This is a genomic window from Streptomyces sp. NPDC020917 (assembly GCF_044333795.1).
Lineage (GTDB): Bacteria > Actinomycetota > Actinomycetes > Streptomycetales > Streptomycetaceae > Actinacidiphila.
In genome coordinates, this window is sequence record NZ_JBIRRR010000013.1 from 27,233 (window position 1) to 46,040 (window position 18,808).

An 18,808-nucleotide genomic window follows, 5' to 3' on the forward strand; every position below is an offset into this window, starting at 1 on the left:
CGAGGGAGGCTGGAAGCACCGGGCCGTGCCGCCCGACCTGCGGCACGGCGTCCCGGGCGCCGGAAGAAGGACGCAGATGACCGGGTCGTTCAGGATCGGGCGGATCTTCGGTGTGCCGCTGCGGCTGCACTGGAGCGTGCCGGTGCTGGTGCTGGTGATCGGCTTCGGGCTGGGGCGCAACACGCTGCCCGCCTGGGTCCCGGACCGCTCCTCCACGGTGTACGCGACGGCCGCGGTGCTGGGCGCGGTGCTGCTGGCGGTCAGCCTGCTGCTGCACGAGGCGGCGCACGCGGTCGCCGCCCGCAGGAGCGGCATCGACGTCGAGGACGTGACGCTGTGGGCGCTGGGCGGCGTGACGCGGATGGGACGGCCGCGCAGCGCGGGCGTCGCCCTGTGGGTGGCCGTCATCGGGCCGCTGACCAGCCTGGTCTTCGGCGCGGCGGCCCTGGGTGCCGGCATCGGCCTGCACGCGGCGTCGGGCTGGGCGCTGTACGCGGCGCTGCTGGCCTGGCTCGGCTGGGCGAACCTGCTGCTCGGGGTCTTCAACCTGCTGCCCGCGGTGCCGCTGGACGGCGGGCGGGTGCTGCACGCGGTGATCTGGATGGCCACCAAGGACCGCGACCGCTCGGAGCTGGCGGCCGACCGCGGCGGCCAGATCATCGGCGCGCTGATCGTGGCGGCCGGCTGGTTCATGATCCTGCGCGGGGCGCCCGGCGGTCTGTGGCTGGCGGTGATCGGCCTGTTCATCACGTTCACCGCGGGAGTGGAACGCCGGCGGGCCGCGATCAGCGCGGCGCTGCGCGGTGTCCGGGTGGGCGACGCCATGTCCGCGCCGGTGACGACCGTCTCCGACTGGCTGACGGTCGACCGCTTCATCGAGGACGGCGGCGGGCGGGCCGGCCACTCCGTACTGCCGCTGACCGACCTCAACGGGAGCCCGACCGGCATCGTGCAGCTGCGCAGCATCGCCATGGTCCCGGTGGAGCGGCGGGCGGAGGTCCGGATGCGCGACCTGGCCGTGCCGCTGTCGCAGTGCACCGTGGCCGCGCCGGACGACCTGCTCAACGACGTGGTGGACGGCGTCCGCACACAGGTCGGGCTGCACATCCTGGTCGTGGAGGCGCGCCGCCTGGTGGGCATCGTGACGCCGCACGACCTGACGCGGACCTTCGAGCGCCGCACCGTCCGCCGCACGGCGGGCGGCGCCGCGGCCCCTCCCCGCTGGCGGTAGGTCCGCACGGCCCTCGCGCCGCGGCGTTCGGCCCGCGGATTTCGGGGCCGTGCCGGACGGGCACGCTCAGCCGGGCCGGACCAGTACGGGGGACGGCTCAGGAGCCGTCGGGGTCCGCGCGGTCGAGGGCCGGGCGGGGCGCCGGGCCGGTGGCGTTTAGCAGGTGGTCGGCGGCCGCGGTGTCGGTGACCAGGCTGGTGACCAGGCCGGAGCGCAGCACGGCGTCGATCGCGGCGGCCTTGCGCATGCCGCCGGCGATGGCCAGCACCTCGGGGATCCGGCGCAGCCGGTCCGCCTCGATCGTGATGCAGCGTTCGCCCAGGTCGCGGCCGACCCTGCGGCCCTGCGCGTCGAACAGGTGCGAGGACATCTCGGCCGCCACGCCGAGCCCGGCGTAGTGCTCCCGCTCCTCCTCGCTGAGCGCGTCGTGGACGGTGGAGATGCCGGCCTCCCACGATCCGATCGACACCACGGCGACGGTGACCTTGTCGAAGTAGCCCATGGCCGCGGCGATCTGGCTCTGCGCGCGCAGTGCCGCGGCGGTCGCCGGGTCGGCGAGCACCATCGGCGCGTACAGCGGGTGCGCCTCGCCGCCGGAGACCGCGGCCGCGGTCCGTACCGCCTCCACCGAGCCGCGCTCCGCGGTGCCCACGTCGTACACACCCGTCAACTGCACGACGGTGCACGGCGCGAGGCGGTCCAGCGCATTGGCCATGGTGATGATGGAGCGGCCCCAGGCCAGGCCCAGCACGTCGCCGTCGCTGACGAGTTCACCGAGCAGGTCGGCGGCGACCGCGCCGAGGTTCTCCGGGTCGGGGGCGTCCGCCTGGTCCGGCGGCGTCTCGACGACGACCGCGTGCCGCAGCCCGTAGTGCGCGCGCAGGGCGTCCGAGCGTTCGGCGTCGAGTTCGGCCGGCACCCGGATCTCGATCCGCACCAGGTCGCGTTCGAGCGCGGTCTCCAGGACGCGCGCCACCTTGAACCGGCTGACCCCGAACTCCTCGGCGATCTGGATCTTCGACTTGCCCTCCAGGTAGAAGCGACGCGCCATCGCCGCTGCCTGGACCATCTCGCCGGGGCCCATGCGCACCTGTGTGCGGCCTGTGCTCACGTCGCCACTCCCCAGTACCCCATCTGATCCACTTCGCGCTCATCCTCGCAGACGCCCGCAGTTACGGGCGCGTAGCCTTCCGTTGGTCCGCATACATTCACCGGGCACCACCAAGAAGTCCGTGCTCCCGTCAGCCGCACGCCCTCAGTGGGCGCAGCCCGACGCTCCTGCCGCCTGCTCGCGGAGCGCCTTGACCGCGGCGGCCGGATCGTCGGCCCCGTAGACCGCGGAGCCGGCCACGAACACGTCCGCGCCGGCCTCCGCGCAGCGCTCGATGGTCTCCGCCGAGACCCCGCCGTCGACCTGCAGCCACATCTGCAGGCCGTGCCGTTCGATCAGGGCCCGGGTGCGGCGGATCTTGGGCAGCATGATGTCCAGGAACGCCTGCCCGCCGAAGCCCGGCTCGACCGTCATGACGAGCAGCATGTCGAGTTCCGGCAGCAGGTCCTCGTACGGCTCGATCGGCGTGGCGGGCCTGAGCGCCATCGACGCCCTGGCGCCCTTCGCGCGGATCTCCCGGGCCAGCCGGACCGGGGCAGCCGCCGCCTCCACGTGGAAGGTGACCGATCCGGCGCCGGCCTCCACGTAGGCGGGCGCCCAGCGGTCCGGCTGCTCGATCATCAAGTGGCAGTCGAGCGGAATTCCGGTGGCCTTCCGCAGCGACTCGACGACCGGGACCCCCAGCGTGAGGTTGGGTACGAAGTGGTTGTCCATCACGTCGACATGGAGCCAGTCGGCACCCTCGACCGCCTGCGCCTCCTCGGCGAGTCGGGCGAAGTCGGCGGAAAGGATGCTGGGGTTGATCTGCACGCTCATATGCCCAGCAAACCAGATCCGCCGCCCGTGCGGGACCGCCTGACCGGCCTGTCCGGGCGCGTCGGTCCACGTCGGCACGCCGCCGCCCGCGCCCGCCGCATCCGCGGCCGCGGCACGGACACGGCAGCTCCGCTACGGCGTCGCTCGACAGCCGCCCGGCGTTCACAGGAACCTGCGGGCGAAACGCCGCCCGCAATGCCATGCTGGTTCCGCCCCGGCCGCCGTACACCTGTACGGCGGGATACGGGGGTCGTCTCGAGTAAACACGAGTGAGAGCTGGGGGATTGCGGGCATGGCGGGCGGAACGGGTGGAGCCGGCAACGGCGATACGGCCGGCAGCAGCAAAGTGGCGGTGCCGGGCGGCATCGCGCACCTCGTATGCGGGCGGCGCAGCAAGTGGGTGGTCCTCGCCCTGTGGATCATCGTGCTGGTGGTGGTGTCGCCGCTCGCGCAGAAGCTGACGGACGCGCAGAAGAACGACGCGGCGAGCTGGCTGCCGGGCAACGCCGAGTCCACGCAGGTGCTCAACCTGCAGAAGGACTTCGTGCCGGAGTCGGCCCCGGCGGTCGTGGTGTACAGCAGGAGCGGCGGGCTGACCGCTGCCGACACCGCGAAGATCGACAAGGACGCGGCCGCGGTCAAGGCGATGACCGACCACGGCATCATCGGCAGCCGGCTGGTCGGCCCGCAGTTCAACGCGCAGCAGAGCCCGGTGGCCGCGCAGTTCATCGTCCCCATCGTCATGGACGCGAGCGGCTGGACCTCGCTGTCGGACGCGGTGAAGGAGATCAGAGCCACCACCGGCAAGAGCAGCAGCGGCCTGCAGGTGCACATCACCGGGCCGGGCGGCTTCGCCTCCGACTCCAACGAGGCGTTCGCCGGCATCGACGGCACCCTGCTGTACTCGGCGCTGGCCGTGGTGATCATCATCCTGCTCATCACCTACCGCAGTCTGAGCCTGCTGCTGCTCCCGGTGCTCTCGGTGGTCGGCGCGCTGTTCACCGCCGAGGCGGCGATCTACCTGCTGGCCAAGCACGGCGGGCTGGTGGTGAACGCGCAGAGCGCCGGCATCCTCACCGTGCTCGTGTTCGGCGCCGGAACGGACTACGCACTGCTCCTGGTGGCCCGCTACCGGGAGGAGCTGCGCCGCCACGAGGACCGGCACGAGGCGATGGCGCTGGCGCTGCACCGCGCGGGACCGGCCATCATCGCCAGTGCCGCGACCGTGGCGCTGAGCATGCTGGTGCTGCTGGCCGCGCAGATGAACTCCACCTCCGGGCTGGGCCCGGTGGCGGCGGTCGGCGTCGCGGTCGGCCTGCTCGCGATGGTGACGCTCTTCCCCGCGCTGCTGGTGATCTTCGGCCGCTGGGTGTTCTGGCCGTCCGTCCCGCACGTCGGCACCCCGGAGCCGACCAGGACCGGCCTGTGGTCGCGGATCGGCGACCGGGTCAGCCGCCGGCCGCGCACGGTGTGGGCGACGACCGTGGCGGTGCTCGGCGCGCTCGCCTTCGGCCTGTTCGCGCTGAACGCCTCGGGTCTGGCGCAGGCGGACAGCTTCACCGACACGCCCGACTCGGTGGTCGGCCAGAAGGTGCAGGTGAAGTACTTCCCGGCCGGCGGCGGCCAGCCGCTCGTCATCATCTCCAAGGCCGGCTCGGAGTCCCAGGTCAAGGCCGCGCTGACCGGGGTGAAGGGCGTGGTGCCCGCCTCGGTCGGCACACCGCCGGGCGTCACCCCGGTCAAGAACGGGCGGGCCTACCTGGAGGCCACGCTCGCCGACCGGCCCGACAGCGACGCCGCCAAGACCGCGGTGGACCAGGCGCGCACCACCCTGCACGCGATCCCGAACGCGGACGCGAAGGTGGGCGGCGGGGCGGCCGTCATCAAGGACACCTCCGAGGCGTCCACGCATGACGACAAGCTGCTCATCCCGCTCATCCTGCTGGTGGTGCTGCTGATCCTCGGCGTGCTCCTGCGGTCGGTGATCGCACCGCTGCTGCTGATCGGCACCGTGGTGCTGTCGTTCGCCGCGGCCCTCGGCGTGAGCGCGCTGGCCTTCAAGCACCTCTTCGGCTACGCCGGCCAGGACACGTCGTTCCCGCTGTTCGTCTTCGTGTTCCTGGTGGCCCTGGGCATCGACTACAACATCTTCCTGATGACCCGGATCCGCGAGGAGAGCGCGGTGCACGGCACCCGGGACGGCGTCCGGATCGGCCTGGCGGCGACCGGCGGCGTGATCACCTCGGCCGGCCTGGTGCTCGCGGGCACGTTCGCGGTGCTGGGCACCCTGCCCGTGGTCGGGTTCGCCGAGATCGGCTTCGCGGTCGCCTTCGGCGTGCTGCTCGACACCTTCGTGGTGCGCTCGGTGCTGGTCTCCGCGCTGACCCTCGACATCGGGGACAAGGTGTGGTGGCCGGGCCGGCTGTCCTCGTCGCGCCCGACCGAGCCGCTCGAGGCGCCGCGCGAGGAGGTGACGGCCGAGCACCCGTAGCTCCGGCCCACCATCGCCAGGCGGCAGGCGGCCGGCACCAGCCCTCCAGGGGGCGGGTGCCGGCCGCTCGTCCGTCGGGGGCCGGGCGCCCGAACCGACCGGGGCGCGGGTCGCGGCCCGGACCGGCGGTGGCCGCGTGGCGGGTCAGGCGGTGCGGCGGATCAGGCGGTGCGGCGGATCAGGCTGTGCGGCGGGTCAGGCTGTGCGGCGCAGCAGCGCCAGGTACATCGCGTCGGTGCCGTGCAGGTGCGGCCACAGCTGGACGTCGGGCCCGTCGCCCAGCTCGGGCACGCCCCGGAACAGCGGCCTGGCGTCGAGGAGTTCGGCGGCGGGGGCGCGTTCGGCGCGCAGCACGTCCTCCACCACGGCGCGGGTCTCGGCCAGGTGCGGGGAGCAGGTGGCGTAGCCGACGACGCCGCCGACCCGCACGGAGTTCAGCGCCTCGGTGAGCAGCGAGCGCTGCAGCGGGCCGAACCCGGCGACGTCCTCGGGGCGCCGCCGCCAGCGGGCCTCGGGACGGCGGCGCAGCGCGCCGAGCCCGGTGCACGGCACATCCACCAGCACCCGGTCGAAGGAGCCCGGCGCCCAGACCGGGCGCGTGCCGTCGGCCACCACGACCTGGTGGGTGCCGGGGCTGCCGGCGAGAGCGCGGCGGACCAGTCCGGCGCGGTGCGGCTGCTTCTCGGCGGCGACCAGCGCCGCGCCGCGTTCTGCGGCCAGCGCCGCGAGCAGCGCGGCCTTGCCGCCGGGGCCGGCGCAGCCGTCCAGCCAGCGGCTGTCGGGGCCCTCCAGTGGGGCCGCGGCGAGCGCGGCGGCCACCAGCTGGCTGCCCTCGTCCTGCACGCCGGCCCGGCCCTCGCGGACCGCGTCGATGGCGGCCGGGTCGCCGCCCTCCGCGAGCCGCAGCGCGTACGGCGACCAGCGGCCGGGCTCGGTCGCGCCCTCCGGCAGCGCCCCGGCGATCTCGTCCGGCGTGGAACGGCCGGGCCGGGCCACCAGCGTCACCTCGGGCCGCGCGTTGTCGGCCTCGAGCAGGTCCTCGATGCCGGCCCGGCTGCCGCCCAGCGCGTCCCAGAGCGCCCCGACGATCCACCGGGGGTGGGCGTGGACCACGGCGAGGTGGTCCTCGGGGTCCTCGTCGTACGGCGGCGCGACCTGCTCCAGCCACGCGTCGAGATCGTGGGCGCTGATCCGGCGCAGCACGGCGTTGACGAACTTCGCCCGGCCGTCGCCGAGCACCACCCGGGCCAGCTCGACGGTCGCCGAGACGGCGGCGTGCGGGGGGATGCGGGTGGCGAGCAGCTGGTGCGCGCCGAGCGCGAGCACGTCGAGCACCGGCGGGTCGACGTCGCGCAGCGGCCGGTCCACGCAGGCGGCGATGATCGCGTCGTAGGTGCCCTGGTGGCGCAGGGTGCCGTAGACCAGCTCGGTCGCCAGCGCGGCGTCCCTGCGGTCGAAGACGCGGCCCTTGCGCGCGGCCTCCTCCTCGGCGTTGCGCAGCAGCGCCGGCAGCACGAGGTTGGCGTAGGCGTCCCGCTCCCCCACCGCGCGCAGCGCCTCGAACGCCAGGATCCTGACGGGGTCGCGCTGCGGTCGCCGGTACGGCTTGCCCTGCGGGCGGCGCGGCTGGTCGTTCACGTGAAAGGTGCTCCGGATGTCCGTGGTGCGCGGTCGCCGTCCAGCGTACGGGGTGCCCGCGGTTGCGCCCCCGGCGGAGGGCGGCCGGCACCGCGGGACCGGCGGGACGGGGTGTGGGGCCCGCGGGCGCGACGGCCCGCCGGCCTGCCGGCTCGGTGGCCTGAAGGCCCGGTGGCCTGCACGGGCCTGCGGGCCTTCGGGCCTTCGGGCCTGATGGCTCGGTCGCTGCGGGCCTTCCGGCCTGCGGGTCTGATGGCTCGGTCGCTGCGGGCCGCCGGGCCCGCGGGCTCAGACGCCCAGGCGGGCGCCGGAGGCGATGCGGGTGCCGCGGGCCCAGTCGGCGGCGGCCATCCGCTTCTTGCCGACGGCCTGCACCTCTCCGAGCCGCACCGCGTGGCTCCCGGTGCCCACGTGGAGGGCGTTCTTGGCGACGGCGATCTCGCCGGGCGCCAGGTCGGTGACGTCCGGCGCGAGGGTGACCGGTCCGAGCTTGAGGCGCTCGCCCTCGCTCAGCGTCCACGCGCCGGGCGCCGGGGTGCAGCCGCGGATCAGGCGGTCGACGCGCAGGGCCGGCGCGGTCCAGTCGACGGCCGCGTCCTCCACGGTGATCTTCGGGGCGACGGTGATGCCGTCGGCCGGCTGCGGCCGCGCCACCAGCTCGCCGCTCTCGATGCCGTCCATGGTGGCCGCCAGCAGGCCGGCGCCGCTGTGCGCGAGGCGGGTGAGCAGGTCGCCGCTGGTGTCGGTGGGGCGGATCCCCTCGGTGATCACCCCGTACACCGGGCCGGAGTCGAGGCCCTGCTCGATCAGGAAGGTGGAGGCGCCGGTGACCTCGTCGCCGGCCATCACCGCGTGCTGCACGGGGGCGGCGCCGCGCCAGGCGGGCAGCAGCGAGAAGTGCAGGTTCACCCAGCCCCTGGCCGGGACCTCCAGCGCGGCCTTGGGCAGCAGCGCGCCGTAGGCCACGACCGGGCAGCAGTCCGGGGCGATGGCCCGCAGCCGGTCCAGGAAGTCCTCGTCCCGCGGCCGCTGCGGCTTGAGCACCTCGATGCCGGCCTCCTCGGCGCGCTGCGCGACCGGGCTGGCCACCATCCGGCGCCCGCGGCCCGCGGTCGCGTCGGGTCGGGTGACGACGGCGACGACCTCGTGCCGCGGCGAGGCGAGCAGGGCGTCCAGGGCGGGAACGGCGACCTCGGGGGTGCCGGCGAAGACGAGCCTCATCGTGCGGGGTGTGCCTCTCGGTTGACGCGGTGGAGGAGCCGGGCGCGGGTGCGGGCCGCCCGGCGGCGCGGGCGGCCGTACCCGGTTACAGCGCCCGGCCGAAGGTGCTGTGCGGGGAGACCTTGACCGGCGGGGCGGCACCGTCCGCCCACTCGGCCTCGCGGATCGCCTTCAGCGCGGCCTTGCGCTGCTCGGTGTCGAGCCGGTCGATGAAGATGACGCCGTCGAGGTGGTCGGTCTCGTGCTGGATGCAGCGGGCGAGACGCTCCGTGCCCTCGACGGTCACCGGATCGCCGTACATGTTGAAGCCCCGGGCGACCACCCCGTACGCCCGCCGGCAGTCGTAGGTCAGCCCGGGCAGGGACAGGCAGCCCTCCGGGCCGTCCTGCTCCTCCTCGCTGAGGCTGAGGTCCGGATTGATCAGGTGGCCCAGCTCGCCCTCCACGAGGTACGTGAACACCCTCAGGGAGACGCCGAGTTGGGGCGCGGCCAGGCCGGCGCCCGGGGCGTCCCTCATGGTGTCCGTCAAGTCCTTGACCAGGGTGCGCAGTTCGCGGTCGAAGGTGGTCACGGGCTGCGCCGTCATGCGCAGCACCGGATCGCCGAACAGGCGGATGGGCTTGACGGACACGGGCGGGTCTCCTGGTGCGAGGGCACGGGTGAGGGGCCAAGTCTAGTTCGGCGCGTGCCGGGGGTGCACGCCTGGCCGCGCGCCCCCCGGCGCGACGGCTGCGCCCCTGCGGGCGTGACCCCTGGGGGAGGTGGCGCGTTGGTCAAGAGAGTTTGACCGAAATCGGGTCAATGCACACGACACCGCACGGCCCGTTCCATGCAACGCCGGTTGGAGAGGCTTGTTGATGCCCGACCACGCAACTCCTGACGCCCAGGCACGGGCCACCCTGCACCTGCTGGTGCGCGACATCGAGAGGGTTCGCCGCCAGGTGGACGCGCTGCGGACGCTGACCGCCCAACTGGGCAACGTGTACCGCCCGCGCCGCAGCGGCCCCAGCGCCGGATTCGTCGTCTACGGGCGGGCGCCCGCGCCGACGGTGCGGCTGGCGCAGGAGCTGCGCGACAGCGTGGAGTCGCTGGTCACCGCGGCGGTGGACTTCGACCGCTCGCTGGGCTTCTCCTGGGACGCGGTGGGCTCGGCGCTCGGCGTCACCAAGCAGGCGGTGCACCGCCGCTACGGCGGCCGGCGGGCGCCCGCCCCCACGGTGTCCGGCTCCGGCTCCGCGCCGGGGACGTCCACCGGCATCGCCGACGAGCCGGCACTGGTCCGCCAGGCGTCCGTGCCCGCGGCCCGCTCGATGCCCGGGCCGCTCCGCGAGGAGCCCGTCCAGAGCGCCGCCCTCCCCTCCCCGCGCAACGGCTGACCCTCCCCCACCTCCCCCGCCCTCGGCGTCTGCCCGTCATGCCGACACCGCGCAGCCGCCGACGGCGCGGACCCGGACCACCCACCGGCAGCCGCCGACGGCCCTCAGCCACGGCAGGGGCCACCACCACCCGGGATCGAGACAGATCGGGTGGTGCGGGTGGGAACACCAGCGCGCCGCAGGCGCGCGCAACCCCGCACGGAGGTGCACCCCGCCGACGCACCACAGCCCGAGCCCCCCAGGCGGCGCCAGCCACCCCGCACGGACGTGCACCCGGCGACGCACCCCAGCCCGAGCGCCCAGGGCACCCCAGCCCGAGCCCCCCAGGCGGCGCCAGCCACCCCGCAACGGACGTTGCTAGCCGATGTCCAGCGGATCCATCCGCATGAGCGCCGGCTCCGCCGCCCCCCGCGCGGCCCGCGCCACCCGCGCCTCCTTGAGCGCGGCGGCCAGCGCCGCCCCCGACCCGGGCGGCACCCGGATGAGCAGCCGCTCCCGCGGCTCCCGGTCCCCCTGCGCAGGAGCGCCGCCGCGCTCGCCCTGCCCGCCGCCGCGGCCGCGCCGCTCCCGCGCCCCCGGCCCGGAGGGCAACGGCACGGGCCCCAGCAGATCCGCCCCCGGCGGCAGCCGCAGCGTGTCGACGACGTCGGCGATCGCGGCCGGCGACCCGATGACCGACGCCATCCGCGCCACCGGCGGGAACCTCAGCTCGGCCCGCTCGGAGAGCTCCCGCAGCGCGTGCCCGGCCGGATCCCACCGCACCAGCGCCTGCACCGGCCGCAGCGTCGGCTCGGCCAGCACCACGACGGTGCCCTGCTCCGCGGCGGGCCGCACGAGGGCGGCGGCCAGCGCCCAGCGCCGCAGCGCCTCCTCGCCCGCCCGCAGGTCGGGCCGGTTGAGCAGCGCCCACCCGTCCAGCAGCAGCGCGGCCGCGTACCCGGGGCCGTCGGCGACCGGTTCCGCTCCGGGGGTGGCGACCACCAGCGCGGGCGCGTCGCCGACCGAGGCGAGCACGGTGTCCCGGCCCGAGGCGCGGACGGGCACGCTGGGGAACACCCGGCCGAGCTCCTCCGCGGTGCGCCGCGCCCCGACCACCCGGGCGCGCAGCCGCGTGCCGCCGCACTCGGCGCAGTGCCAGTCGGCGGCGGGCCGCCCGCACCAGCCGCAGACCGGTGTGCCGGACTGGTCGCGCAGTTCCAGCGGCCCCGCGCAGGCCGCGCACCGGGCGGGTTCGCGGCAGCGGTCGCAGGCGAGCTTGGGCAGGTAGCCGCGGCGCGGCACCTGGACCAGCACCGGGCCGCGGGTCAGCGCGTCCCGGGTGACCTGCCAGGCGAGCGACGGCAGCCGCGCGGCGCGGGCCGCCTCGTCACGGGCCTGGTCGGCGTCGGAGACGGTGCGGATCAGCGGGGCCGCGGCCCGTACCTGCGCGCGCGAGGCGGCGAGCGGCAGCGCCCATCCGCTCTCCACGAGTTGCGCCCCCTCGACGGTGCTGGTGACACCGCCGAGCAGGAACGCGGTGCGCTCCTCGCGGGCCCGCAGCAGCAGCACCTCCCGGGCGTGCGGCTGCGGCGCGTGCTGCTCGGCGTGGCTGGAGTCGCCGTCGTCCCACAGCGCGACGAGTCCGAGGTCGGCGACCGGGGCGAACATCGCGGCGCGGGTGCCGACGACCGCCTTCACCGTGCCGCGGCTGACCGCCAGCCAGCGCCGGTAGCGCTCCTCGGGGCCGGCGTCGGCGGTGAGCAGCACATGGCGCCCCTCGCCGAGCAGCGCGGTGAGGGCCTGGTCGACGCGGGCGGCGGCCCGCCCGTCGGGCAGTACTGCGAGCGCGCCGCGGCCCGCGGCCAGCGCGGTGGCCATGGCGGTGGCGAGCTCGCCGGGCCAGTGCGGTCCCGGCAGCGCCAGCCACACCGCGCGCGGGGTGTCGCCGCGGGCGAGGGCCGCGAGGTAGGCGGGCCCGGTGGCGTACCGCTCCCAGCTGCCGGGTGCGGGCATCGGCGGGTCGGAGCGCGGCGGCGGTGACGCGTCGCGTTCCGCGCGGGCCATCCGGGGCGGTACGGCGAGCTGGACGACGTCGGCGAGCGAGCCCGCGTACCGGTCGGCGACCTGGCGGCAGAGCGCGAGCAGGGCCGGGGTGAGCACGGGTTCCGCGGACAGTACCTGGGCGAGCGGGGCCAGCGGGCCGCGGAAGTCGGTGTCGGCCCGGCGCTCGACGATGAAGCCGTCGTGCAGGGTGCCGCCCTCGCGGCGGCCCTTGACGACGCGGGCCCCGAACCGCACCCGGACCCGGACGCCGGGCCGGGCCTCCTCGTCCATGGCGGCGGGCACCGCGTAGTCGAAGTACTGGTCGAGGTGGACGAGTCCCTTGTCGACCAGGACGCGGGCGACCGGCAGCCCCTCGGCGAGGGCCGCTCCGCGCCAGGTGCGCGGCTTGGCCCGGTTCTTGCGCACGGTGTCGCGGATCAGGGCGAGTTGCTCTCCTCCCTGCGCCCCGCCGTCGGGGGCGTCCGGGTGCTGCTCGTCCTGCCCGTTCTCGCCGCTCACGCTCATTTCCTACCAGACCGCACCGACACCGCTCCTGCCCCGCCGACGTGCGCCGACACCGCACGACGCACGGAACCCGCGCCCCCGTGGGGGCGCGGGTTCCGGAGCCTGTGCGGCGAAGGCCGGCCGTCAGAGGCCGACGGCGGCCTTGAGGGCGTCGACGCGGTCGGTGCGCTCCCAGGTGAAGTCCGCCAGCTCACGCCCGAAGTGGCCGTACGCCGCGGTCTGGGCGTAGATCGGGCGCAGCAGGTCCAGGTCCCGGATGATCGCGGCCGGACGCAGGTCGAACACCTGCGAGATGGCCTGCTCGATCTTCTCCGCGTCCACGTTCGCGGTACCGAAGGTCTCCACGAACAGACCCACCGGCTCGGCCTTGCCGATCGCGTACGCCACCTGCACCTCGCAGCGCGCCGCAAGACCCGCGGCCACCACGTTCTTGGCCACCCAGCGCATCGCGTACGCCGCCGACCGGTCCACCTTGGACGGGTCCTTCCCGGAGAACGCACCACCACCGTGACGGGCCATGCCGCCGTACGTGTCGATGATGATCTTCCGCCCGGTCAGACCCGCGTCGCCCATCGGGCCGCCGATCTCGAACCGCCCGGTCGGGTTCACCAGCAGCTTGTAGCCCTCGGTGTCCAGCTTGATGCCGTCCTCCAGCAGGGCCTTGAGCTCGACCTCGACCACGAACTCCCGGATGTCGGGGGCCAGCAGCGAGTCCAGGTCGATGTCGGAGGCGTGCTGCGAGGACACCACGACGGTGTCCAGCCGGACCGCCTTGTCGCCGTCGTACTCGATGGTGACCTGGGTCTTGCCGTCCGGGCGCAGGTACGGGATGGTCCCGTTCTTGCGGACCTCGGTCAGCCGGCGGGAGAAGCGGTGCGCCAGCGTGATCGGCAGCGGCATCAGCTCGGGCGTCTCGTCCGAGGCGTAGCCGAACATCAGGCCCTGGTCGCCCGCGCCCTGCTTGTTCAGCTCGTCGTCGTCCGGGTGGGCGCCGTGGACCCGGTTCTCGTACGCGGTGTCGACGCCCTGCGCGATGTCCGGGGACTGCGAGCCGATGGACACCGACACGCCGCAGGAGGCGCCGTCGAAGCCCTTCTTGGACGAGTCGTACCCGATGTCGAGGATCTTGTTGCGCACCAGGGTGGCGATGTCCGCGTAGGCGGTGGTGGTCACCTCGCCCGCGATGTGCACCTGGCCGGTGGTGATCAGCGTCTCCACGGCGACCCGGGACGTGGGGTCGGCGGCGAGGAGCGCGTCGAGGATCGTGTCGCTGATCTGGTCAGCGATCTTGTCGGGGTGGCCCTCGGTGACGGACTCCGAGGTGAACAGGCGGCGGGACACATCGCTCCCTGGGGTTGCAGCGGCTGCTGGCTGAATCTGGTCGAGGCGCACGGGGCTGCGCCCGGCACCTCGGAGGTCAGTTTAACGTTCGCGCACCGACCGCGGACGTGTGATCTCGCTCTTTGGATGCAACGGGGCCCGCGGCACCGGGCGCCGGCCGGACGCAGGGCATCCGGCCACCCCGCCGTTCCCGGGCGTTTCCCGGGGTCACCGGCCGGTTTCCGGGTCGGACGGCGGGCCCTGGGCCAGTCGGGCGGCGACCAGGTCCCAGACCCGGTCGGCGAGGGCCTCCTTGGGGCCGTACGGGACGTGCGTCTCGCTGCCGTCGGCGCCGAGCACCACGGCCTCGTTCTCCTCGGTGCCGAACGCCTTGCCCTCCCCCACCTCGTTGACGACCAGCAGGTCGCAGCCCTTGCGGGCGAGCTTGGCGCGGCCGTGGGCCAGCACGTCGTCGGTCTCGGCGGCGAAGCCCACGACCAGCTGCCCGGGGCGGGCGCGGTGCGCGGAGATCTCGGCGAGGATGTCGGGGTTGCGGACCAGGGCGAGGGGCGGCGGCTCCTCGCCGTCCTTCTTCTTGATCTTGCCCTGGGCGTACGCGGCAGGGCGGAAATCGGCCACGGCCGCGGCCATCACCACCACGTCGGCGTCCGCGGCGGCCTTGACCACCTGCTCGCGCAGCTGCTCTGCGGTGCCGGCGGTGACCACGTCGGCGCCGGCCGGGTCGGCCAGGCCGGTGTTGGCGGCGACCAGCGTGACCCGGGCGCCGCGGGCGATCGCGGTGCGGGCCAGCGCGTAGCCCTGCTTGCCCGACGAGCGGTTGCCGAGGAAGCGGACCGGGTCCAGCGGTTCGCGGGTGCCGCCGGCGCTGATCACCACGTGGCGGCCCGCCAGGTCGCGGTCCGCGGCACCGCGGGCCAGCACGCCGCGGCACACCTCGAAGATCTCGGCCGGGTCGGGCAGCCGGCCCTTGCCGGTGTCCACGCCGGTGAGCCGCCCGACGGCGGGCTCGATGACCACCGCGCCGCGGCGGCGCAGGGTGGCGACGTTCTCCTGGGTGGCGGGGTGCTCCCACATCTCGGTGTGCATGGCGGGCGCGAAGACCACCGGGCAGCGGGCGGTGAGCAGCGTGTTGGTGAGCAGGTCGTCGGCCAGCCCGTGGGCGGCCCTGGCCAGCGTGTCGGCGGTTGCGGGCGCCACCACCACCAGGTCGGCGTGCTGGCCGATCCGCACGTGCGGGACCTCGTGGACGTCGTCCCAGACCCGGGTGGCGACGGGGTGGCCGGACAGCGCGGCCCAGGTGGCCTCGCCGACGAAGTGCAGGGCCGAGTCGGTGGGCACCACGCGCACGTCGTGCCCCGACTCGGTGAGCCGGCGCAGCAGCTCGCACGCCTTGTAGGCCGCGATGCCGCCGCTGACGCCCAGCACGACCTGTGGCTTGCCCATCGTCACTCCACCTCCGGGTCCGGTTCCGCTGTCCCCATGACACACCACGGGCCCGGCGGTCGTGCCGCCGGGCCCGTGGTGGTGATGCGTGGTGTGCCTGCGCACCGACCGGTGACGGTCAGGCGGCGGGCGGCGCCTCGACGGCCTCGGAGGTCAGCAGTCCGGCGTTGATCTCGCGCAGCGCGATCGACAGCGGCTTCTCGTGGACGTGGGTGTCCACCAGCGGGCCGACGTACTCCAGCAGGCCCTCGCCGAGCTGGGAGTAGTACGCGTTGATCTGGCGGGCACGCTTGGCCGCGTAGATCACCAGGCTGTACTTCGAGTCGGTGGCCTCGAGCAGCTCGTCGATCGGCGGGTTGATGATGCCCTCGGGCGTGGTGATGGAAGAGGACACGCTCTACCTACCTACTCGTGGAAGACGGAAGATTGCGATGTGGATCAGGCAATCCGCATCAAGGCTAGCAGCTCGCCCGCTACCGCCTCGACGGAGGTGTTGACAAGGGTCTCGTCGAACTCGGATTCGGCGGCGAGCTCGACCCGGGCGGCGGCCAGCCGCTTCTCGATCACGTCGGGCGACTCGGTGCCGCGCCCGGTGAGCCGGCGGACCAGCTCGTCCCAGCTCGGCGGCGCGAGGAAGACCAGCCGCGCCTCCGGCATGGAGGCGCGGACCAGCCGTGCACCCTGCAGGTCGATCTCGAGCAGCACCGGCTCGCCCGCGGCGAGCTTGTCCAGGACCGCCTGGCGCGGGGTGCCGTAGCGGTTGCCCGCGAACTCGGCCCACTCCAGGAGTTCCCCGTTGGCGACGAGCTTGTCGAACTCGTCGTCCTCGACGAAGTAGTACTGGACCCCGTGCTGCTCGCCGGGGCGGGGCTTGCGCGTGGTGGCCGACACCGAGAGCCAGACCTCGGGGTGTACCTGGCGCAGATGGGCGACGACCGTGCTCTTACCGACCCCTGAGGGGCCGGAGAGCACGGTCAGCCGCGGTTGTGCTGCAGGGCTCATGCAGTGATTATCCCTGCTTCCCGGCAGTGCCGGGACCGTCAGGCGGCCGTGCCGCCGAACTCGCGCTCGAGAGAGGCGATCTGGTTCGAGCCGAGACCACGGACGCGGCGACTCTCGGAGATGCCGAGCCGCTCCATGATCTGCTTGGCGCGCACCTTGCCGACGCCGGGAAGCGACTCGAGCAGGGCGGAGACCTTCATCTTGCCGATGACATCGTTCTCCTGGCCCTGCTTGATGACCTCGTGCAGGGAAGCGCCGGAGTGCTTGAGCCGGTTCTTGACCTCGGCGCGCTCCCGGCGAGCCGCAGCGGCCTTTTCGAGCGCGGCAGCGCGCTGTTCAGGGGTAAGGGGCGGAAGAGCCACGCCTACGTCACCTCGGATGTAGAGCAATCGGATATGGACCGTGTGGAACGTACTCGCCCTGAACTGCAGGGCGAAGAGCACCGCAACTGTGCGGCTCGCTCCAGTCGGAGACTAGCGGTCCCGACGGCCCAAGTCAGCGAGAACAGACGAAAAGTCCTGGTCAGACTCGATCCAGCGGGATATATGGGGCAAACCGGAACAGGATTCGGGGTCAATGGGGCCGGTTGTTGAATCCGGCCCTTTTTTGAGCCGTTTTCGCGACCGTTAATCAGACCGTATTCAGCGGGTCTGGATGGCCCGCACCGCGTCGGCATATGCCTGGGCGGCATTCCGCAGTGCCGCGGTGTCCGGACCGTGCCGCAGCACGTCCCGGCTGACGCTCGGCAGCACGTTCGGCAGGGCCGCGCCGAACACCCGGGGCAGGTCCTCGGGCGTCGCGCCCTGGGCACCGACACCGGGCGCCAGCAGCGGGCCGTTCACCGCCAGGTCGGCCCCGGCCTCGCCCAGGGTGGCGCCGACCACCGCGCCGACCGAGCCCAGCGGCCGCGCCCCGGCGTTCTCGGCCGCGATGTGGTCGAGCATCGTCTGCGCGACGGATCCGCCGCCGGCCGCGGTGGCGCGCTGCACCTCGGCGCCCTCGGGGTTGGAGGTCAGCGCCAGCACGAAGACACCCGCGCCGGAGGCCTCCGCCGCGTCCAGGGCCGGGCGCAGCGAGCCGAAGCCCAGGTAGGGGCTGACGGTGACCGCGTCGGAGAAGAGCGGGGAGTCCTTGTCCAGGAAGGCGGACGCGTAGGCGGCCATCGTCGAGCCGATGTCGCCGCGCTTGGCGTCCATCAGCACCAGGGCGCCGGCCTCCCGCGCCTGCGCGACGGTGCGCTCCAGCACGGCGACGCCGCGCGAGCCGAAGCGCTCGAAGAACGCGGACTGCGGCTTGAGGACGGCGGTGGTGCCGGCCAGCGCCTCCACCACGGTCAGCGAGAACCGCTCCAGGCCGGCCACGTCGTCGTTCAGGCCCCACGCGGTGAGCAGCGAGGCGTGCGGGTCGATGCCCACGCACAGCGGCCCGCGGTCGTCCATGGACCGGCGCAGCCGGGCGCCGAAGGGCTCGGTCATCGGGCGGTCACCTTCCGGGTGTCGGCGCCGACCGCGTCGGCGAGGGTCTCGTACGGGCTGGCGGCCAGCCGGGCGGCCAGGCCCTGGTGCACGGTCCGCATCCAGAACGGGCCCTGGTAGATGAAGGCGCTGTAGCCCTGGACCAGCGTGGCGCCGGCCAGGATCCGCTGCCAGGCGTCCTCGGCGTCCTCGATGCCGCCGACGCCGACCAGCACGAGCCGGTCGCCGACCCTGGCGTAGAGCCGGCGCAGCACCTCCAGGGAGCGCTCCTTCAGCGGCGCCCCGGACAGGCCGCCGGTCTCCTGCACCAGGCCCGGCTCGGAGCGCAGGCCCAGGCCCTCGCGGGCGATGGTGGTGTTGGTGGCGATGATGCCGTCCAGGCCGAGGGCGACCGCGAGGTCGGCGACCGCGTCGACGTCCTCGTCGGCAAGGTCGGGGGCGATCTTCACCAGCAGCGGCACCCGGCGACCGGGCACCGTGCGGTCGGCCGCCTCGCGGACCGCGGTGAGCAGCGGGCGCAGCGCGGCGGTCGCCTGGAGGTTGCGCAGGCCGGGGGTGTTCGGTGAGGAGACGTTGACCACCAGGTAGTCGGCGTGCACGGCCAGCCGCTCGGCGGAGCGGACGTAGTCGGCGACCGCCTCCTCCTCGGGGACGACCTTGGTCTTGCCGATGTTGACGCCGACGGTGGTGCGGAAGACCGCCTTGCGGGCGGCCAGCCGGGCGGCGACCGCCGCCGAGCCGTCGTTGTTGAAGCCCATGCGGTTGATCAGCGCGCGGTCGGCGACCAGCCGGAACAGCCGCTTGGGCGGGTTGCCGGGCTGCGCCTGCGCGGTGACCGTGCCGACCTCGACGTGGTCGAAGCCGAGCATGGCGAGCCCGTCGACGGCCACCGCGTTCTTGTCGAAGCCGGCGGCCAGGCCGAACGGGCCGGGCATCCGCAGCCCGAACGCCTCGGTGTGCAGGGCCGGCCGCTGCGGCGCGAGCACCGCGGCGGCCAGGGCGCGCAGCCCGGGGACGGCGGCGGCCAGCCGGATCCACCGGAAGGCCAGGTGGTGGGCCCGCTCGGGGTCCATCCGCCGGAAGAACACGCGGAAGAACAGTGTGTACACGCCGGTC

Annotated in this window: 16 protein-coding genes; 3 read left to right on the plus strand and 13 right to left on the minus strand. The window is 74.3% G+C overall.

What is annotated here, in order from left to right; all coding sequences use genetic code 11:
• Window positions 1–76: 76 nt before the first annotated feature.
• Window positions 77–1,231: a site-2 protease family protein gene (locus ACH4TG_RS25335; RefSeq protein WP_398244788.1), complete on the plus strand. Its 1,155-nt coding sequence runs from the start codon at window positions 77–79 to the stop codon at window positions 1,229–1,231.
• A 97-nt stretch (window positions 1,232–1,328) separates the two neighbouring features.
• Here the strand turns inward: ACH4TG_RS25335 and ACH4TG_RS25340 are convergent, their stop codons facing one another.
• Both ACH4TG_RS25340 and rpe read right to left on the minus strand, forming a co-directional pair.
• Complete coding sequence (locus tag ACH4TG_RS25340) at window positions 1,329–2,342, minus strand: sugar-binding transcriptional regulator (protein WP_398244789.1); 1,014 nt, start codon at window positions 2,340–2,342, stop codon at window positions 1,329–1,331.
• Window positions 2,343–2,486: 144 nt separating this feature from the next.
• Window positions 2,487–3,158 (minus strand): ribulose-phosphate 3-epimerase, encoded by a 672-nt coding sequence (gene rpe / locus ACH4TG_RS25345; protein ID WP_398244790.1) that lies wholly within the window; start codon window positions 3,156–3,158, stop codon window positions 2,487–2,489.
• 292 nt (window positions 3,159–3,450) lie between these two features.
• Between rpe and ACH4TG_RS25350 the strand changes: the two genes are divergently transcribed.
• Window positions 3,451–5,649, plus strand: a complete 2,199-nt coding sequence (locus ACH4TG_RS25350; protein ID WP_398244791.1) for an MMPL family transporter — start codon at window positions 3,451–3,453, stop codon at window positions 5,647–5,649.
• A 195-nt stretch (window positions 5,650–5,844) separates the two neighbouring features.
• Here the strand turns inward: ACH4TG_RS25350 and ACH4TG_RS25355 are convergent, their stop codons facing one another.
• The 3 genes from ACH4TG_RS25355 to def all read right to left on the minus strand — a co-directional run bounded on the left by ACH4TG_RS25355 (window position 5,845) and on the right by def (window position 9,139).
• Window positions 5,845–7,287, minus strand: coding sequence for an RsmB/NOP family class I SAM-dependent RNA methyltransferase (locus ACH4TG_RS25355; RefSeq protein WP_398244792.1), 1,443 nt, complete (start codon window positions 7,285–7,287; stop codon window positions 5,845–5,847).
• A gap of 288 nt (window positions 7,288–7,575) precedes the next feature.
• Entirely contained in the window at window positions 7,576–8,508 is a 933-nt protein-coding gene (gene fmt, locus ACH4TG_RS25360; RefSeq protein WP_398244793.1) for a methionyl-tRNA formyltransferase, read from the minus strand.
• Window positions 8,509–8,593: 85 nt separating this feature from the next.
• On the minus strand, window positions 8,594–9,139 hold the full coding sequence (def, locus tag ACH4TG_RS25365; RefSeq protein WP_398244794.1) for a peptide deformylase: 546 nt from the start codon (window positions 9,137–9,139) through the stop codon (window positions 8,594–8,596).
• A 226-nt stretch (window positions 9,140–9,365) separates the two neighbouring features.
• Here def and ACH4TG_RS25370 point away from each other — a divergent pair, with 226 nt between their 5' ends.
• On the plus strand, window positions 9,366–9,884 hold the full coding sequence (locus tag ACH4TG_RS25370) for a hypothetical protein (protein ID WP_398244795.1): 519 nt from the start codon (window positions 9,366–9,368) through the stop codon (window positions 9,882–9,884).
• A gap of 357 nt (window positions 9,885–10,241) precedes the next feature.
• Here ACH4TG_RS25370 and ACH4TG_RS25375 read toward each other — a convergent pair whose 3' ends face one another.
• The 8 genes from ACH4TG_RS25375 to ACH4TG_RS25410 all read right to left on the minus strand — a co-directional run bounded on the left by ACH4TG_RS25375 (window position 10,242) and on the right by ACH4TG_RS25410 (window position 18,801).
• A complete protein-coding gene (locus ACH4TG_RS25375; protein WP_398244796.1) occupies window positions 10,242–12,425 on the minus strand; it encodes a primosomal protein N' in 2,184 nt (727 codons plus the stop codon).
• Window positions 12,426–12,554: 129 nt separating this feature from the next.
• Window positions 12,555–13,772 (minus strand): methionine adenosyltransferase, encoded by a 1,218-nt coding sequence (gene metK / locus ACH4TG_RS25380; RefSeq protein ID WP_398244797.1) that lies wholly within the window; start codon window positions 13,770–13,772, stop codon window positions 12,555–12,557.
• 207 nt (window positions 13,773–13,979) lie between these two features.
• Complete coding sequence (coaBC, locus tag ACH4TG_RS25385; RefSeq protein WP_398244798.1) at window positions 13,980–15,215, minus strand: bifunctional phosphopantothenoylcysteine decarboxylase/phosphopantothenate--cysteine ligase CoaBC; 1,236 nt, start codon at window positions 15,213–15,215, stop codon at window positions 13,980–13,982.
• 118 nt (window positions 15,216–15,333) lie between these two features.
• Entirely contained in the window at window positions 15,334–15,609 is a 276-nt protein-coding gene (gene rpoZ / locus ACH4TG_RS25390) for a DNA-directed RNA polymerase subunit omega (protein WP_398244799.1), read from the minus strand.
• Between the two features lie 44 nt (window positions 15,610–15,653).
• Window positions 15,654–16,217 (minus strand): guanylate kinase, encoded by a 564-nt coding sequence (gene gmk / locus ACH4TG_RS25395; protein ID WP_398244800.1) that lies wholly within the window; start codon window positions 16,215–16,217, stop codon window positions 15,654–15,656.
• Window positions 16,218–16,255: 38 nt separating this feature from the next.
• The gene (locus ACH4TG_RS25400; RefSeq protein WP_031515413.1) at window positions 16,256–16,579 is read right to left on the minus strand and encodes an integration host factor; all 324 of its coding nucleotides are present in this window, start codon (window positions 16,577–16,579) and stop codon (window positions 16,256–16,258) included.
• A 279-nt stretch (window positions 16,580–16,858) separates the two neighbouring features.
• Complete coding sequence (gene pyrF / locus ACH4TG_RS25405; RefSeq protein ID WP_398244801.1) at window positions 16,859–17,692, minus strand: orotidine-5'-phosphate decarboxylase; 834 nt, start codon at window positions 17,690–17,692, stop codon at window positions 16,859–16,861.
• On the minus strand, window positions 17,689–18,801 hold the full coding sequence (locus ACH4TG_RS25410) for a quinone-dependent dihydroorotate dehydrogenase (RefSeq protein ID WP_398244802.1): 1,113 nt from the start codon (window positions 18,799–18,801) through the stop codon (window positions 17,689–17,691). Before ACH4TG_RS25410 ends, pyrF begins: the two co-directional genes overlap by 4 nt.
• Window positions 18,802–18,808 lie beyond the last annotated feature (7 nt).

What these genes read in the sequence shown, in the direction of transcription:
- ACH4TG_RS25335 (WP_398244788.1), top strand. Translation starts at nt 77, where the DNA reads ATGACCGGGTCGTTCAGGATCGGGCGGATCTTCGGTGTGCCGCTGCGG.
- rpe (WP_398244790.1), bottom strand. Translation starts at nt 3,158, where the DNA reads ATGAGCGTGCAGATCAACCCCAGCATCCTTTCCGCCGACTTCGCCCGA.
- ACH4TG_RS25350 (WP_398244791.1), top strand. Translation starts at nt 3,451, where the DNA reads ATGGCGGGCGGAACGGGTGGAGCCGGCAACGGCGATACGGCCGGCAGC.
- fmt (WP_398244793.1), bottom strand. Translation starts at nt 8,508, where the DNA reads ATGAGGCTCGTCTTCGCCGGCACCCCCGAGGTCGCCGTTCCCGCCCTG.
- ACH4TG_RS25370 (WP_398244795.1), top strand. Translation starts at nt 9,366, where the DNA reads ATGCCCGACCACGCAACTCCTGACGCCCAGGCACGGGCCACCCTGCAC.
- coaBC (WP_398244798.1), bottom strand. Translation starts at nt 15,215, where the DNA reads ATGGGCAAGCCACAGGTCGTGCTGGGCGTCAGCGGCGGCATCGCGGCC.
- gmk (WP_398244800.1), bottom strand. Translation starts at nt 16,217, where the DNA reads ATGAGCCCTGCAGCACAACCGCGGCTGACCGTGCTCTCCGGCCCCTCA.
- pyrF (WP_398244801.1), bottom strand. Translation starts at nt 17,692, where the DNA reads ATGACCGAGCCCTTCGGCGCCCGGCTGCGCCGGTCCATGGACGACCGC.